12 protein-coding genes are annotated in these 15,965 nt (G+C 61.3%); 9 read left to right on the top strand and 3 right to left on the bottom strand.

Annotated features, from left to right (window positions below):
* Position 1 precedes the first annotated feature (1 nt).
* The 3 genes from CLU87_RS16585 to CLU87_RS16575 are packed head-to-tail and all read left to right on the top strand — an operon-like array spanning position 2 to position 3,433.
* Positions 2-1,177, top strand: coding sequence for a glycosyltransferase (locus CLU87_RS16585; RefSeq protein WP_099731143.1), 1,176 nt, complete (start codon positions 2-4; stop codon positions 1,175-1,177).
* Between the two features lies 1 nt (position 1,178).
* Positions 1,179-2,342 (top strand): hypothetical protein, encoded by a 1,164-nt coding sequence (locus CLU87_RS16580; RefSeq protein WP_099732215.1) that lies wholly within the window; start codon positions 1,179-1,181, stop codon positions 2,340-2,342.
* Positions 2,339-3,433: a glycosyltransferase gene (locus CLU87_RS16575; RefSeq protein ID WP_099731142.1), complete on the top strand. Its 1,095-nt coding sequence runs from the start codon at positions 2,339-2,341 to the stop codon at positions 3,431-3,433. Before CLU87_RS16580 ends, CLU87_RS16575 begins: the two co-directional genes overlap by 4 nt.
* Positions 3,434-3,651: 218 nt before the next feature.
* On the opposite strand, the gene CLU87_RS16570 is transcribed toward CLU87_RS16575, so the two are convergent.
* The 3 genes from CLU87_RS16570 to CLU87_RS16560 all read right to left on the bottom strand — a co-directional run bounded on the left by CLU87_RS16570 (position 3,652) and on the right by CLU87_RS16560 (position 8,402).
* On the bottom strand, positions 3,652-5,508 hold the full coding sequence (locus CLU87_RS16570; protein WP_099731141.1) for a glycosyltransferase: 1,857 nt from the start codon (positions 5,506-5,508) through the stop codon (positions 3,652-3,654).
* 11 nt (positions 5,509-5,519) lie between these two features.
* Entirely contained in the window at positions 5,520-7,541 is a 2,022-nt protein-coding gene (locus tag CLU87_RS16565; protein ID WP_099731140.1) for a tetratricopeptide repeat protein, read from the bottom strand.
* A 153-nt stretch (positions 7,542-7,694) separates the two neighbouring features.
* Positions 7,695-8,402, bottom strand: coding sequence for a TetR family transcriptional regulator C-terminal domain-containing protein (locus tag CLU87_RS16560; RefSeq protein ID WP_099731139.1), 708 nt, complete (start codon positions 8,400-8,402; stop codon positions 7,695-7,697).
* Positions 8,403-8,563: 161 nt separating this feature from the next.
* On the opposite strand from CLU87_RS16560, the gene CLU87_RS23270 reads away from it, so the two are divergent.
* The 6 genes from CLU87_RS23270 (at position 8,564) to CLU87_RS16535 (ending at position 15,903) form a co-directional block, all read left to right on the top strand.
* The gene (locus CLU87_RS23270; protein WP_158236083.1) at positions 8,564-8,713 is read left to right on the top strand and encodes a hypothetical protein; all 150 of its coding nucleotides are present in this window, start codon (positions 8,564-8,566) and stop codon (positions 8,711-8,713) included.
* On the top strand, positions 8,713-10,062 hold the full coding sequence (locus CLU87_RS16555; RefSeq protein ID WP_056058527.1) for an NAD(P)-dependent oxidoreductase: 1,350 nt from the start codon (positions 8,713-8,715) through the stop codon (positions 10,060-10,062). Before CLU87_RS23270 ends, CLU87_RS16555 begins: the two co-directional genes overlap by 1 nt.
* A 33-nt stretch (positions 10,063-10,095) precedes the next feature.
* On the top strand, positions 10,096-11,409 hold the full coding sequence (preA, locus tag CLU87_RS16550; RefSeq protein ID WP_099731138.1) for an NAD-dependent dihydropyrimidine dehydrogenase subunit PreA: 1,314 nt from the start codon (positions 10,096-10,098) through the stop codon (positions 11,407-11,409).
* A 221-nt stretch (positions 11,410-11,630) separates the two neighbouring features.
* The gene (locus CLU87_RS16545; protein ID WP_099731137.1) at positions 11,631-13,088 is read left to right on the top strand and encodes an NCS1 family nucleobase:cation symporter-1; all 1,458 of its coding nucleotides are present in this window, start codon (positions 11,631-11,633) and stop codon (positions 13,086-13,088) included.
* A gap of 80 nt (positions 13,089-13,168) precedes the next feature.
* A complete protein-coding gene (hydA, locus tag CLU87_RS16540; protein ID WP_099731136.1) occupies positions 13,169-14,620 on the top strand; it encodes a dihydropyrimidinase in 1,452 nt (483 codons plus the stop codon).
* A gap of 26 nt (positions 14,621-14,646) precedes the next feature.
* The gene (locus CLU87_RS16535; protein ID WP_099729271.1) at positions 14,647-15,903 is read left to right on the top strand and encodes a Zn-dependent hydrolase; all 1,257 of its coding nucleotides are present in this window, start codon (positions 14,647-14,649) and stop codon (positions 15,901-15,903) included.
* The last annotated feature ends 62 nt before the right edge of the window (positions 15,904-15,965 follow it).

Genomic DNA, 15,965 nt, shown 5'->3' with positions numbered 1-15,965 from the left:
CATGGCCCGCGTTGCTCTGGTGTCGTTGTCGTCAGTGGTTTCCGATCCGCGTGTGATGCGGCAGTACAGGGCCTTGAGCTCTGAGCATGAGGTGCATGTGCTGGGTTTCGGTGCACCTGACCCCACAATGCCGCATTTCACGGCCATTGATGCGGTGCAACCGACGATCTTCAGCGCTGTGCGCAACGCTGGGCGTTTGGCGTTGCGGCGTTATGCAAGCTATTACGCCCGCCATCCGCAAATTCAGGCGCTGGAGAAGGCCTTGGCAAAGGCTGGTAATGACTTTGATCTGGTGGTGGCCAACGATGTGTTTTTGCTGCCTGCTGTGTTGAAGTGGGCTCAAGGTACACCCGTGTGGCTGGATGCACATGAATATGCCCCCCGCGAGTTTGAGGACCGCTGGGCGTGGCGCACATTGCTCGGCCCCTTCTTTCACGATGTCTGCGCCAGGTATCTTTCACAGACCGCTGCAGTCAGCACGGTATGCCAAGGGTTGGCAAATGAATATTCTGCGCAGTATGGGGTACGGGTTCAGGTCTTGCCCAACTGTTCAGACGAAGTCGCGTTGCCGGTGCAGCCGACGCAACCGGGTGTGATCCGGCTGATACATCACGGTGCTGCTATCCCATCACGGCGGATCGAGCTGATGATCGATTTGATGGACCACCTGGACGAGCGCTTTCAGTTGGACTTGATGCTGCTCTCGCAGGATGCGGCCTACATGAATGCTTTGCGCAAACGGGCCGCCGACCAGCCTCGGGTGCGTTTTGTGGAGCCGGTTCCCATGCAGGAGATTGCCCGCCGAACCAACGCATACGACATGGGCCTTTTTCTTCTGCCTCCTACCAACTTCAATTATCTGCACGCATTGCCCAACAAGTTTTTCGAGTTCATGCAGGCTCGTCTGGCCATTGCCATAGGCCCCTCACCGGAGATGCGTGCATTGGTGGAGGCGCATGGCTGTGGCGTGGTTAGCTCCAGCTTTCAGGTGGACGACTTGGCACGCACGCTGAATAGATTGGAGGCCGCAGATATCGACCGAATGAAGCGCGCCTCAGACACGGCGGCCCAGCACTTCAACGCGAGTGCAACGTCTGCTGCGTTTATGGCGCAGGTGTCTGAGCTGTTGGCTTCCACCTCCGTTCTGCATGTGCCTCCTGCACGGCCACAGGACTGAAATGCGTGCGCTTTTTCTGGGCACCCAGTCCTTTCTTGATGGCGGTACCAAAGTTGGAGGGCAATACCTTGCTGAGACCATGGCAATGGCCGGCTGGGAAGTGGACTATGTCCCTACCTTGTCATCTCCCCTGGACTTGATTGGCGGTGGGCGGCATGCAAGGCTGAAACGCGCTTGGGCGCGCCCCCCATGTGTGCTGCCGGTGCAGGGGATGGCTGGGCTGAGCGAATGGTCGCTGCGCAGTCCCTATCCTGCCCATCGCTGGTTTTTGCGGCATGCATGGCAACTGCATGCTTATGGATGCCTGTTGCCCAGAGCACTGACTGACTCATGCTTTGATGTGTTGATTGCCGACGTCGCACCCAACATGTTGTTGCTCCCTCGTGTGAGGGCAGGTATCAAGATCTGCCGATTGAATGACTGGCCCTGGGGGTTCGGGAGTGATCTCCAGCCCGTGGTCATACAAGCGATGGAGGAGTATCTGAGGCGGCCATTCTTTGATGAGGTTTGGGCGGTTTCCCGCCCTTTGGAGCGCTACTGTCGCAACCTCAACACATCGCAAGCCACAGCGTATTTGCCCAATGGGGTGGATGTGATGGTGCCCCCCCCGCAAAGTCATGAAGAGCGAGGCGGTACCGGCCCGCAGCGCTTTAGGTCAAACCGTGCGGTCTATCTGGGAGGCATGACGAGCTGGGTGGACTGGGCGTTGCTGATTCAGGTGGCCCTCAAGATGCCGGATTGGACGTTTGATTTTTATGGGCCCGGGTGGCGCTCTCCCTCAGGTTGCCCTGCAAATCTTCGCTGGCGAGGCGTGATTGACAGGGAGGCGGTGCCTCAGATGCTGCAAGGCTATGCCGTGGGTTTGATTCCATTCCAGGACGATCAGGGGCGTATGCAGTTCGTAGAACGTCCCATGAAGTTTTACGAATATGTCGCGTCGGGTCTCGGTGTGGCGAGTACCGACTGGGGGGCATTGCGCCAGGGCATGGGGGACTACGCTTGCTATGGAAATGGCGCAGACGGTTTTGCGCAGGCAGTGCGCAACGCAGCACTGCAGGGTGAAAGACGTTCACGAAGCGATGTGGAGGCGTTTGCCAGAGAGCACAGTTGGCAGTCGCGTGCGCAGCAGATGTTTGAGCGATTGGCGGCCCTGAAGAATCCATGAGTCATCACAAGTTTCTCCTCTACGACTTCATGCAGGTTGCTGGCGGGGCTGAGCGCGTCACCCTGACCTTGGCGCGTGCATTTCCTGATTACCGTACGCTGGTGAGCCGCTGCTATGAGGAGGCGAAGCCGCTCATTGACTCCATGCCGGTGGACATTACGCAGCTTTGCGGTGGTTGGTCGGTCCTGCTGCCTCGCATTCTGGAGAGCATGTGGTGTTTTCGAATGAGGTCGCAGCGTTTGGCGCAGGCGGATACGGTGCTCTACAGCGGCTTTTATGCCCCGTTGGCATTACACCGTCAGCTTGTTGGGCGCAGGCTTTATTACTGCCACACCGTTCCACGATTTGTCTACGATTTGTATGAAAACACCTTGAGCCAGCTGCCGTGGGCTTTGAGGCCGGTGTATGCCATCTTTGCACGTTGGTTTCGGTGGCAGTACGAATCGGCGATTCGACAGATGCACCGGGTGATCGTGAATTCCGAGAACATTCGCCAGCGGCTCAAGCACTACACCGGTATCGATGCAGAGGTGATTTATCCACCTGTGGATGTAGATGGGTTCGAGAACCTTGGAGACTCGGGGTATTACCTCTCCACAGCCCGACTGGTAGCCAATAAGCGGGTGGATGTGGTTGTGCGGGCATTTTTGAGGATGCCGCACCAAAAGCTGGTGGTGGCATCGGGCGGGCCTGAGTATGAGCGCTTGAAAGACATGGCACGCGGTGCCTCCAATATCGTGTTTACCGGCTGGCAGTCAGACGAGGCGCTGCGCCGCTGGGTTGGTGGGGCGCGCGCCGTGATTTACCTGCCTGTGGATGAGGACTTCGGCATGTCGCCCGTAGAGGCCATGGCTGCAGGCAAGCCCGTCATTGGTGTCCAGGAGGGGGGATTGCTGGAGACCATCGTGCCCGGTCAGACGGGAGTCCTGTTGCCCACTCCTCCTTCCGAGACTGACGTTGAAAACGCTGTCACCACCGTGGATGCCTGGGCTCGGCAACCGGGGGATGAGTTATCGCAGGCGTGTCGTGCAAGAGCGGAGCAGTTTTCCGAAGCCATCTTCATTCAGAACATGCGCAGGCTTTTAGCATGATGCAACCAGAGTGAGGGTGCGCTAGGAGTCTGCGCAGCAGAAGGAACATCGGCTGCAACGCGCGATAAACCGGTCTCGCGCGGTACTACCTCCTGCGCCCAGGGGCCCGCCCTGGGCTTGTCGGCAGCACCACGCGATCCTCAGTTTTCGCGCATTTCGCTTCGATGCCTTCTGCCGCGCAGACTCCTAGAGCGCGCAGTGGCTCCTCTGTCTATGCCCTATATGTGGGTGGGGTGGCGTCTCTGAGTGCGCGCGCGCCTGCCCGCAATACCCAGCAAAGTCGATGCAGCCACATAGCGGATGGCCTTGGCCCAAGATCTGAAAATACCGGATTGGTCCACCCTGGATTCAGAGGCATGCAACGGCACCTCAACAAATGTGAGCCCACGACGCTCCAGCAGCAAGAGGGTGCCAATGTCCTGGTAGTCCAGCAATGTGGCTTCTGCAGAAGCCGCAACCTCCATGGCCGCGCGGTTGTACAGGCGGCAGCTGGAGACCACATCCCCGACCGACAGTCCGGTGATCCAGCGGAACCATTGCCAAGCCGCACGGCGCACAAAACTGTGGCGGGTTGCAAAGTGGGCTACCACCACATCCGCAGATTGTCTTTGCGCCAGCAATGCAGGCAACTCCTCCACCGCATATTGCCCCTCTGTATCGATGGTCAGCACATGTTCGTAACCTCGCGCCAATGCATGGCGTATGCCGGTTTGCAAGCGTCCCCAAGCCGTGAGGTGTATCAGTGGGGCAATGATCTGGGCTCCTGCCTTTTCTGCGAGGACGCGGGTCGCATCAGTGCTGTTGCTGTCTACGACCAGGACATCTCCACCGGTCTGTGCGCGCACTTTGGCCACCACAGCCTGGATGTGCTGTGCGTGGTTGTGTGTTGACAATACGACCAGTAAGGAACCCGGGATGACTTTCTGGGGAGGGAGAGGGCTGAGCTGGAGATAGTGACTGGCGATCAGGCGTTCGCACTGGCGGATGTCAAATTTTTCCAGCAGAGCACGGTGTCCACTGGCCCCGAGTTGGAGTCTAAGAGCATGGTCGTGCTGCAGGCGCGCTATGGCACTGCGCCACCCATCAAGATCTTCCAGGGGAACGTGCAATCCTGCCCGCGCGTGTGCGACCACCCAGGGCATGCCAGAGCCGGGCAGGTCGGTCACGATGCACGGCTTCTGATGCATCATGGCTTCGAGTAACACGATGCCGAATGCTTCCGTCCGCTCTCGGGATGCCAGACAGAATGTGTCGCACGCTTGCAGTAGCGCGTGTTTGTCGGACTCTTTCACCGAGCCAATCAGTCTTACTCGTGGGGCAAGCCCGGAAGGGGTTGTTTCGCGAATGATGGCTTCCAGCGAGGCTTGCAGTTCTCCGCTACCCGCGATCAGTAGTTCAACGCCTGGCATCGTCTGCACTGCACGGATTAGCGTCTCAAAACCCTTGTAGTAAGTGAGTCTGCCAATCGAGAGCAACTTGAACTCTGTGCCTTCATTCCACTGAAGGTCCGGTGGTAATTTGTGTTCAACAGAAAGGATGGGTATAGCTGTGCCGAGGGGCACCACACTGCACTTGTCTTTCCATAACTGCAGAGGAGGACTCGTCGCCAGATAGGGCGGGGATGTGGCAAAAATCTTGTGTGAGCGGTCGAGTACCGCATATTCAAACGGGCGGTACAGAAAATAAGCCAGAGCGACCGACCACTTGATGTCCGAAATCACCACATCGGAGTGCCAGTGCACTACACACGGAACCTTGCGCGCCACAGGCAACGTCAGGGCCCACAGTGCCGAGTTGTTGGGCAGGTGCAGGTGCAGGATGTCCGGCTGAAAATTCCTGATCGCTTTTCCCAGGGCGGAGCGAAAGCCAGCGGCAATGGGTGCATAGACCAAGTTGAATTGGACGGGCACGCGTATCAGCCATTCGGGATCGGCAGCGGATGGTGTGCCATGCACCAGTGCAAACGCTTCGATGCCTTGAGCGCGTTGAGCGTGGATCAGATCCGAGAGAAACACCTCCATCCCGCCCATGTAGGGCGGAAAGAACTTGCCAATGTGGAGTACCCTTAATCCCATGTTTGACAAGGTTAGGGCTTGGACTTGGGCATACCCGCTCGCCCAGTCTTGCTTTCTTGTAGCATATTGCGCACCTGCGGGTATTGGGGGTTGCGTGGGTCCAGTTTGATGGCGGTGTCCAGCTCTTTCAGGCCTTCCTCCATCTTGCCCATGCGGTAAAGAGCAACACCTCGCCCATAGTGGGCAGGTGCGCTGGGGGTCGATGCAATCAATTGCTCAAAAAGCGGCAGAGCCTTTTGAGCATCACCTTTACCGACCAGCGCCATGCCGAGGCCCAGCAAAGCCCGTGGGGATTGGGGGCTTTCTTGCAAAAGTGTGCGAAAGTCACCGATAGAGACGTCGTATTGTTGAGTTGCCATGGCTGCGTCTGCCCTGCGCAAGAGCAGTAGGTTTCGCATCTTCTTGTCGGCATCGTCAGACTCTGCAGATTGCTGAAGGGCTGCGGTGTAGCTCTCAAACGCCAACGGGTACTGACCCAATGCAAAGGCAGACTCGCCCCGGTGGTAGTCCAGCGATTGACCACTAAAGCCTTTGTCCTTGGCAGCGCTGAATGCTTTCAGCGCTTCTTCATGCCTCTTCTGTTGCTGCAGAACCACCCCCAGGTTGAAGCGTGCGTTCCCGCCCAGGTCGCCGAGGGCATCCGCTGTCAGCAGCGATCTTTCGGCCAGCGAATAGTAGCCTTTGTCAATTTGATAAGAGCCGAGATTCAGGAATGGACGACTCCGCCCCACTGCATTGGGTGCTGCTTTCAGATCGATTTTTTCGGCGGCATCTGCCCAGGCAGTGCCTTCATCCCTCAGCGACAGAATCCGCTCAATTGCAAGGCCACTGAAGGCTATGGCAATCACTGCGCCCAATGTGTAGATTGTGCGGGGTCTAAAGCCCGTCAGCGCAATGGCAACCAGCCCCGAAATTCCAATGCCCCAAAAGTAACTGCGATACAGCACGAACGGATCTTGCACCCATACCGTAGCGAACTCCGTGACAAAGCAGAGCAGGGGGAAAAGCAGATACAGCCCAGCAAGGCCCAAAGCGTCTTTGCGGCGAAGCACTGCCCAGATAGCGGCGGCCAGCAATGCGGCGTATCCGAATGCACCGACCATATGCATCCAAGAGTCGAATCCCAACGGAAAAGCAGGTCGCAGGTCAATGGACATCCATTGGATATTCGGAATAGCCCAAAGCAGTCCATACGCAAAAAAGAGCGCAGCTTCGTTCAAAACACTCAGCGGATAAACGTGTGCAGAAACCCCCGGCCGCAGGGTTTCGAGTTGCTGAACCAGTGCGACTGAACGTGGGTCAAAAACCTGGCCAATGACCCCGTTGCCGTAAATGCTCACAAAACCTGTGTAGGCCAAGACGAGCGCCAGCATGGCCCCCACGATGCATATTGCGGCAGATTTCCAATGTGGGCGCCGGATGTAAACGTATAAAGGAACTGTCATGGCGACGGCCATAACCGCATACTCTTTGGATAGCACGGCGAGTACATAGCTACCAAGCGCTGCCACATGCCACGCCAGACGTCCAGTCTGTAACCCCCTCACAAACGACCACCATGACAAGATGGCAAACAGCGTTGCCATGACAATGGAGCGCTGTACAAGATAGCCCACTGCATACACTGCGACAGGGTTCAGTGCAAACAACGCCACACCAATCTGCAGGGCTGCGGTGCGAGAGTTCGTGAAGTGCTTTTGCGCTTCAAATTCCTCCGGAAAGCGGGCCTGCTCCAGCAGCGTTTTCAGAAGTGCGTACAGCGCCCCTACAGAGCCCAGATGCAGCGCAATGTTAATCAGACGTTGTTTCCACCATCCCTCGCCAAACAAGCCCTGCATCCACACAAAGCTACCATATGACAGCATGCGTTGCTTCAGCCGGAGCAAGCTTCCGTATTCACCAAAAATGGTGCCATCGCTGAGCCGTAAATCATCAAACAGCAGTTCGTTGCGGAGGCCAGGCAGGTAAATACCCAGCACAGCCAATACGATGACAATGGCAAACAGGTAGGTGGCTTTGCGCGAAGTGGCCATAGGACAGTGTTCAGAAGAGTGCGTCCATTCCAAGGCTGTGTAAAGCCCTTGGGTAAAAAGGGTCGTGGCGAGTCTACGCGATGCCGGGGTGTTTGCTCTCCGAAGAATTCGGTCTTTTGCCTGCGGCTGGACCATGGGGCGCTGGAGTGCAGATCACGGTAGCGCCAACCCCGCCAGCACCAGCCTGCAGATCAACTCTTCCGCATTCTCAAAATCCTTGTCCGTAAGCGCAGGCTTACCCAGCAACAGTGCGAACTGTGCTTCCTGGTCGGCATACGCCTGGGTGACAGACCAGATGATGAACATGAGATGTGTGAAGTTGACGCGGGCGATGCGCCCTTCCTTGGCCCAGCGCTCAAAGGTGCGTACCTCGGCTTTGAGGTGGGGGCCAACGCGTTCGGTGATGGCTTTGCCGTAACGTGGTGCACCGGCAATCATCTCTTTGGTGAACACCTTGGCACCGGCAGGGTGCTCGCGGGAATAGCGCAGTTTGGCTTGGATATATTGGCGCAGGGCGGCTTCGGGGTCGTGGCTGTGCGACATGTGGTCCATGCCCGCCAGCCACTGGTTGAGCACATTATCCAGCACGCGCTGGTACAGCGCCTCCTTGCTGGGAAAGTAGTACAGCAGGTTGTGGCGGCTCACGCCCGCCGCAGCGGCAATGTTTTCAAGGGATGCACCCTCAAACCCAAACTGGGCAAAGTGGCTCTGGGCCTCTTGGAGGATGCCACGCTCTTTCAGCAAGCGCGAGGGCTTGGGTGCGCGCGCCGGGGCTTCTGGCGCAGCTGGGTGGATGGGGGGCTGGGCTGCGGCGGTGCTTTGGTGGGCCTTGGATGGATAGAGGGGGCGTGCGGCTGTCATCGCACCATTGTGGAACAAGCGCCGCTGTTCAAAGCTGGCACAGCGTTTGCTGTAGGGATTTTACCAATTGGTAAATTTTTACGGGTTGGTAAATTGACCCACAACGCAGGGCACCGCCGCACCAAAGCAGCGGGCACCTGCACCCCACAGCGAGGACCACGATGAAACCTCCGAAGTTTGCGGATACCAGCATTCACGCTAGTGCCGCATTGGTTGGCGCCACTGGCTGGCGCTCCAACGCTGCGCGGCGTGCGCTTGCACGCCCCATGGGCGCCCAGACCCCCACCCTGACCCTCTCGGAGGAAACCTGATGGACACACCCGCAAGCCGTGCCTGCGGCATTCATGCCGCACGCCTGAACCTGGCCGACTACGCCGTCAACTTCAGCGACGCACACCCGCCGCTCACCCGCCCGCAGGCGCTGATCGAGGCCGAGCGCTGCTATTACTGCCACGACGCCCCCTGCGCCACGGCCTGCCCCACGGGCATCGACATCCCGTCGTTCATCCACCGCATTGCGCAGGACAACAACCGGGGCGCGGCCCGCGCCATCCTGGAGGCGAACCCGCTGGGTGGCATGTGCGCTCGGGTGTGCCCCACCGAGGTGCTGTGCGAGCAGGCCTGCGTGCGCAACACCAACGAAGACAAGCCGGTGGAGATCGGCTCACTGCAGCGCTACGCCACCGACGCCTTCTTTGCCCAGCCCGGTGCACCGCTGTTCCAGCGCGCAGCCGTCACCGGCAAGCGCGTGGCCGTGGTGGGCGCAGGGCCTGCGGGCCTGGCCTGTGCGCATGGCCTGGCCGTGCGCGGGCATGACGTGGTGCTGTTCGAGGCGCGCCCCAAGCTCGGCGGCCTCAACGAATATGGCCTGGCCAGCTACAAGACCGCCCACAACTTTGCGCAGAAGGAAGTGGAGTGGCTGCTGTCCATCGGCGGTATCGAGGTGCGCACGGGCCAGCAACTGGGCCGTGACATCACGCTCGACAGTCTGCTGGGCGCTTACGACGCTGTGTTCCTGGGCCTGGGCCTGCAGGGTGTGAACGCGCTGGGCGTGGCTGAGCCCACGGCCACTGGCCTGCGCAATGCGGTGGACTTCATTGCCGAGCTGCGCCAGAGCACCGACCTCTCCACCCTGCCCGTAGGCCGCCGCGTGGTGGTGATTGGCGGCGGCATGACGGCGGTGGACGCCGCTGTGCAGTCGCGCAAGCTGGGCGCGGAAGAAGTGACCATCGTCTACCGCCGGGGCGCAGAGGCCATGTCGGCATCGGCCGTGGAGCAGCAATGGGCGCAGACGAATGGCGTGACCATTCGCCACTGGGCAGCACCGAAAGAGGTGCTGAGCGAAAACGGCGCGGTGAAGGGCGTGCGCTTCGCAGCCACGGCACTGAGCAGCGGCAAGCTGGTGGAAACTGGTGAGACCTTCACGCTCGATGCCGACATGGTGCTCAAGGCCATCGGCCAGACCTTTGTGGCCGAGCCCGTGGGCAACCGCATTGCATTGGAGGGCGGGCGCATCGCCACCGATGCCGAAGGCCAGACCAGCCTGGCGCGTGTGTGGGCCGGTGGCGACTGCCGCGTGGGCGGCCGCGACCTCACGGTGGAGGCTGTGGAGCACGGCAAGGTCGCCGCTGTTTCCATCCACGCCGCACTGATGGCTTGAACCCCTTCCCCCCAGTTTTCACGGGAGCACCCCATGGCAGACATTCGCAGCAATTTCCTGGGCATCCAAAGCCCCAACCCCTTCTGGCTCGCCTCCGCACCGCCCACCGACAAAGAGATCAACGTCACCCGCGCCTTTGAGGCGGGTTGGGGCGGTGTGGTGTGGAAGACGCTGGGCGAAGACCCGGCCGTGGTCAACGTCAACGGCCCGCGCTACTCCACGCTGATGTCGCAAGACCGCCGCGTGATTGGCCTGAACAACATCGAGCTGATCACCGACCGGCCTTTGCAGACCAACCTCGAAGAGATCAAACGCGTCAAGCGCAACTGGCCCGACCGCGCCATGATCGTATCGCTGATGGTGCCCTGCGTGGAAGAGAGCTGGAAGAACATCCTGCCGCTCGTGGAAGACACCGGCGCCGACGGCATTGAACTCAACTTCGGCTGCCCCCACGGCATGAGCGAGCGCGGCATGGGCGCGGCCGTGGGCCAGGTGCCTGAATACATCCAGATGGTCACGGCCTGGTGCAAGCACTACAGCAAGCTGCCCGTGATCGTGAAGCTCACGCCCAACATCACCGATGTGCGCCACCCCGCGCGTGCGGCCAAGGCGGGCGGGGCCGATGCCGTGTCGCTCATCAACACCATCAACTCCATCATGGGCGTGGACCTGGACCGCATGGTGATGAGCCCGAGCACGGACGGCTGGGGCTCGCACGGCGGCTACTGCGGCCCGGCTGTCAAGCCCATTGCGCTGAACATGGTGGCCGAGATCGCACGCGACGCCCAGACCGCAGGCCTGCCCATCAGCGGCATCGGCGGCATCACCACTTGGCGCGATGCGGCCGAGTACATTGCGCTCGGCTGCGGCACAGTGCAGGTGTGCACGGCCGCCATGGTGTACGGCTTCAAGATCGTGCAGGACATGTGCGATGGGCTGTCCAACTTCATGGACGAGCACGGCTACGCCACGCTCGACGACTTCAAGGGCCAGGCCGTGCCCACGGTGAAGGACTGGAAGAACCTCAACCTCAACCACATCGAAAAGGCTGTCATCAACCAGGATGCCTGCATCCAGTGCGGCCGCTGCCATGTGGTGTGCGAAGACACCTCGCACCAGGCCATCACCTTCACCAAGGAGGGCGGCGTGCGCAAGTTCGAGATCAACGAGGCCGAATGCGTGGGCTGCAACCTGTGCGTGTCGATCTGCCCCGTGCCCGAGTGCATCACCATGCGCGCGCTGGAGCCGGGTGAAGTCGATGTGCGCACGGGCAAGACGGTGACGGGCGAATACGCCAACTGGACCACGCACCCCAACAACCCGCAGCGCGTGTCTGCCGCAGCTTGATATGCGCCCCTGCGTGCGTTTGCCACAGACCGTGCAAGGCGTTGTGACAGCACCCTTTGTGGTGCCGATTTGCAACGCATGTTGCACTGCATCTGGTGCAGTTCTTGCGTGATCTCTAGCATCGCTCGCTTCCCTTTGCCCGCCATCTGCCAGCGTGAGGGCGCCGGACCAGACGGTGGGTTGTGTGCAACCCCAACGACGTCTTTGACAGGAGTACAGGCATGACCAACAGTACCGGCAGCGCGGCCCATGTGGCGGGGCTGATGCCCGGCGATGCATCCAACACGCTCGCCAATGAAGATCTGCTCCCCACCACCGCCGCGCAGCGACACTGGACGTGGAAAGACTTTGCCGCGCTCTGGGTGGGCATGGTCGTGTGTGTACCCACCTACACCATGGCCAGCTCCATGCTGGACCAGGGCTTCACGTGGCAGATGGCCGTGTGGCTGGTGTTCCTGGCCAACTGCATCGTGCTGGTGCCCATGGTGCTCATCGGGCGCGTGGGGCCCAAGTACGGCGTCCCGTTCCCGGTGCTGGCGCGTGCATCGTTTGGCGTCAAAGGCGCCAACCTGCCCGCCGTGTTGCGTGGCCTGGTGGCGTGTGGCTGGTTCTCCATCAACTGCTACTTTGGCGCGCTGGCGCTGCATGGCTTCTTGAACATCCTGGGCATGGGGCTCGCAGGTCCGGCAGATGGAGAGACCATCAGCACCTCGCAGTTCATGTGCTTCCTGGCGTTCTGGGCGGTGCACATCTGGTTCATCTGGAAGGGGCCTGAATCCATCCGCATGCTGGAGGTGATTGCGGCGCCGCTGATGATCATTGCGTCCATCGCACTGGTTGTGGTGCTGATGATGAAGGTGCCCTCGGGCCAGCTCTTCAACCTGCCCGCCAAGGTGGTCGAGGGCGGCCCCAAGACCTGGGCGGCGCTCACCGGCCTGGTCGGCTTCTGGGCCACGCTGGCACTCAACATTCCGGACTTCACCCGCTTTGCCAAATCGCAGAAGGATCAGGTGGTGGGCCAGGCCATCGGCCTGCCAATTCCCATGGCGCTGTTCTCCATGGTGGGCGTGATCGGCTTCTCTGCCTCGGCCATCCTGTACGGCAAGGCCCAGCTGTTCCCCGATGGTCTGCTCACGCAGATGGGCAGTGTGGCTGCAGGCCTGGGTCTGCTGGTGATCTTGCTCGCCAACCTCACCACCAACGTGGCCGCCAACCTGGTTTCGCCGTCGTATGACTTCAGCCAGTGCGCGCCGTCCAAGATCAGCTTCCGCATGGGCGGCCTGATCGCTGCAGGCATCGGTCTGCTGTTCATGCCCTGGAAGCTGCTGGCCACCTCGGGCGGCTACCTGTTCACCTGGCTGGGCGGCTACGGCACGCTGCTGGGCGCGATTGCGGGCATTTTGCTGGTGGACTACTACCTGGTGCGCAAGAGCGAACTGAAGGTGGACGACCTGTACCGCCGTGGCGGCGAATACGAGTACAGCAACGGCTGGAACCTGCAAGCCCTGATCGCCTTCGCGCTGGGCGTGCTGCCCTGCCTGCCGGGCTACCTGGCGGTATCGGGCGTGGTGGACAAGGCAGGCATGCCCGCCATCTGGTTGTCGCTGTTCGATGCGGGCTGGTTCTTCAGCCTGGCGGTGGCTGGCACCTACTACTACGTGACCGCCAAGAAGAAGTGACGCCCTGGACCCTGCCTGGGCCTGGTGCCAGCGCAGGGTCCCTTTTTTTGAATTGATCCGTACCCCTGAAGGAGACCCCCATGAGCCAAGCCCTTGTGATCCGCGGTGGCACCGTGGTCAACGCCGACCGTGAACAGCGCGCCGATGTGTTGTGTGTCGATGGCCGCATCGTGGCCGTGGGGGACGACGCTGCGGCCCAGGCCCCCGCAGGTGCGCAGACGCTGGACGCCAGCGGCCAGTACGTGCTGCCCGGCGGCATCGACCCGCACACCCACATGCAGCTTCCGTTCATGGGCACCGTCACCATGGACGACTTCTTCACCGGCACGGCAGCCGCATTGGCTGGCGGCACCACGAGCATCATCGACTTCGTGATCCCCGACCCGCAGGAGCCCATCCTGGACGCCTATCGCAAGTGGCGGGGCTGGGCCGAGAAGTCTGCGGCGGACTATTCCTTCCACGTCGCCATCACCTGGTGGAGCGAGCAGGTGCGCGCCGACATGGGCACGCTGGTGCAGCAGGAGGGGGTGAACAGCTTCAAGCACTTCATGGCCTACAAGAACGCCATCATGTGCGACGACGAAACCCTGGTGAACAGCTTCAAGCGCGCGCTGGAGCTGGGCGCCATGCCCACGGTGCACGCCGAAAATGGGGAACTGGTGTACCTGCTGCAGCAAGAGGTCGCCAAGATGGGCATCACCGGCCCCGAGGGCCACCCGCTGTCGCGCCCGCCGATGGTGGAGGCCGAAGCCGCCAACCGCGCCATCGCCATTGCCGATGTGCTGGGCGTGCCGATCTACGTGGTGCACGTGAGCTGCATGGAATCGGCCGACGCGATTGCCCGCGCCCGTGCGCGCGGCCAGCGTGTGTACGGCGAGGTGCTGGCAGGCCACCTGCTGGTGGACGACAGCGTGTACCGTGATCCTGACTTTGCCAAGGCCGCCGCCTATGTGATGAGCCCGCCCTTTCGCCCCCAGGGCCACCAGGAGGCGCTGTGGCGCGGCCTGCAGTCGGGCCAGCTGCACACCACGGCCACGGACCACTGCACCTTCTGCGCCGCGCAAAAGGCCATGGGCAAGGAGAACTTCGCCAAGATCCCCAACGGCACGGGCGGCGTGGAAGAGCGCATGGCTGCGCTGTGGGATGGCGGCGTGAACACGGGGCGCCTCACCCCATCCGAGTTCGTGGCCATCACCTCGGCCAACGCGGCCAAGCTGTTCAACATCTACCCGCGCAAGGGCTACATCGGCGAAGGCGCCGATGCCGACCTGGTGCTGTGGGACCCGCAAGGCACCAAGACCTTCTCCGCCAAGACCCAGTTCAGCAAGGGCGACTTCAACATCTTTGAAGGCCACACCGTGCGCGGCATCCCCAGCCACACCGTGAGCCAGGGCCGCGTGGTGTTTGCCAATGGCGACCTGCGGGCCGAGCAGGGCAAGGGCCGCTACATCAAGCGCCCCGCGTTTGGCGCCAACTTCCAGGCCGTGCAAAAGCGTGCGCAGGACCTGGCCCCCTCGGCGGTGGCGCGCTAAGCGCTGCAATGCATCTGGAGAACCCCATGGACACGAAAGTCAAACCCGACATTGAGAACCTGCGCATCAACGGCGAACGCCTGTGGGCGTCACTCATGGAGCTGGCGCAGATCGGCGCCACACCCAAGGGCGGCGTGTGCCGCTTGACCCTCACCGACCTGGACAAACAGGGCCGTGACTTGGTGACCCGCTGGGCACGCGAGGCGGGCATGACGGTCACCATCGACAAGATCGGCAACGGCTTCATGCGCCGCCCCGGGCGCAACAACAACCTGCCGCCCATCATGACCGGCAGCCACATCGACACCCAGCCCACCGGCGGCAAGTTCGACGGCAACTACGGCGTGCTGGCAGGCATCGAAGTGGTGCGCACGCTCAACGACCATGGCATCGAAACCGAGGCCCCCATCGAAGTCGCCTTCTGGACCAACGAAGAAGGATCGCGCTTCGTGCCCGTGATGATGGGCTCCGGCGTGTTCGCCAAAGCCTTCACGCTGGAACACGCCTATGCCGCCACCGACACCGAAGGCAAAACGGTGAAGGGCGAGCTGGAGCGCATCGGCTACATCGGCGACCAGGAACCCGGCGACCACCCCATCGGCGCCTACTTCGAAACCCACATCGAACAAGGCCCCGTGCTGGAAGACAACGACAAGACCATCGGCGTGGTCAGCGGCGTGCTGGGCATCCGCTGGTTCGACTGCACCGTCACCGGCATGGAAGCCCACGCAGGCCCCACCCCCATGGCCCTGCGCAAGGACGCGATGCTGGCCGCCACACGCATCATGCAAGACGTAGTCGCCGCCGCCCACCGCCACCCGCCGCACGGGCGCGGCACCGTGGGCATGGTGCAAGTCTTCCCCAACAGCCGCAACGTCATCCCCGGCCGGGTCAAGTTCAGCATCGACCTGCGCAACAGCACCGACGCGCTGGTGGACGCCATGGCCGCAGAGGTCAAGGCCTTTGCCGACCAGGTGGCCCAAGAACACGGTGTGCAGGTCCACATCGAAATGGTGTCCAGCTACCCCGCACAGCTCTTCCAGCCCGAATGCGTGCAGGCCGTGGGCCGCGCCGCCGCCAAGCTGGGCTACAGCAACATGCCTGCCGTCTCCGGCGCGGGGCACGATGCCGTGTACATGGCCAAGCTCGCACCCAGCGGCATGATCTTCATCCCCTGCAAGGACGGCATCAGCCACAACGAGATCGAGGATGCGAAACCCGAGCACATCGAGGCCGGGTGCAACGTGCTGCTGCATGCCATGCTGGAGCGGGCTGGTACCTAATGCTATATAAAATATAGCGGCAGAGGCATGATTCCGTAGCGCTTGCACCCGTTTGGATGCAA

It is taken from the genome of Acidovorax sp. 59, assembly GCF_002754175.1.
Lineage (GTDB): Bacteria > Pseudomonadota > Gammaproteobacteria > Burkholderiales > Burkholderiaceae_C > Acidovorax > Acidovorax delafieldii.
Note: the sequence above shows the minus strand (reverse complement) of the source record. Positions and strands in the feature narration are given on the sequence as shown.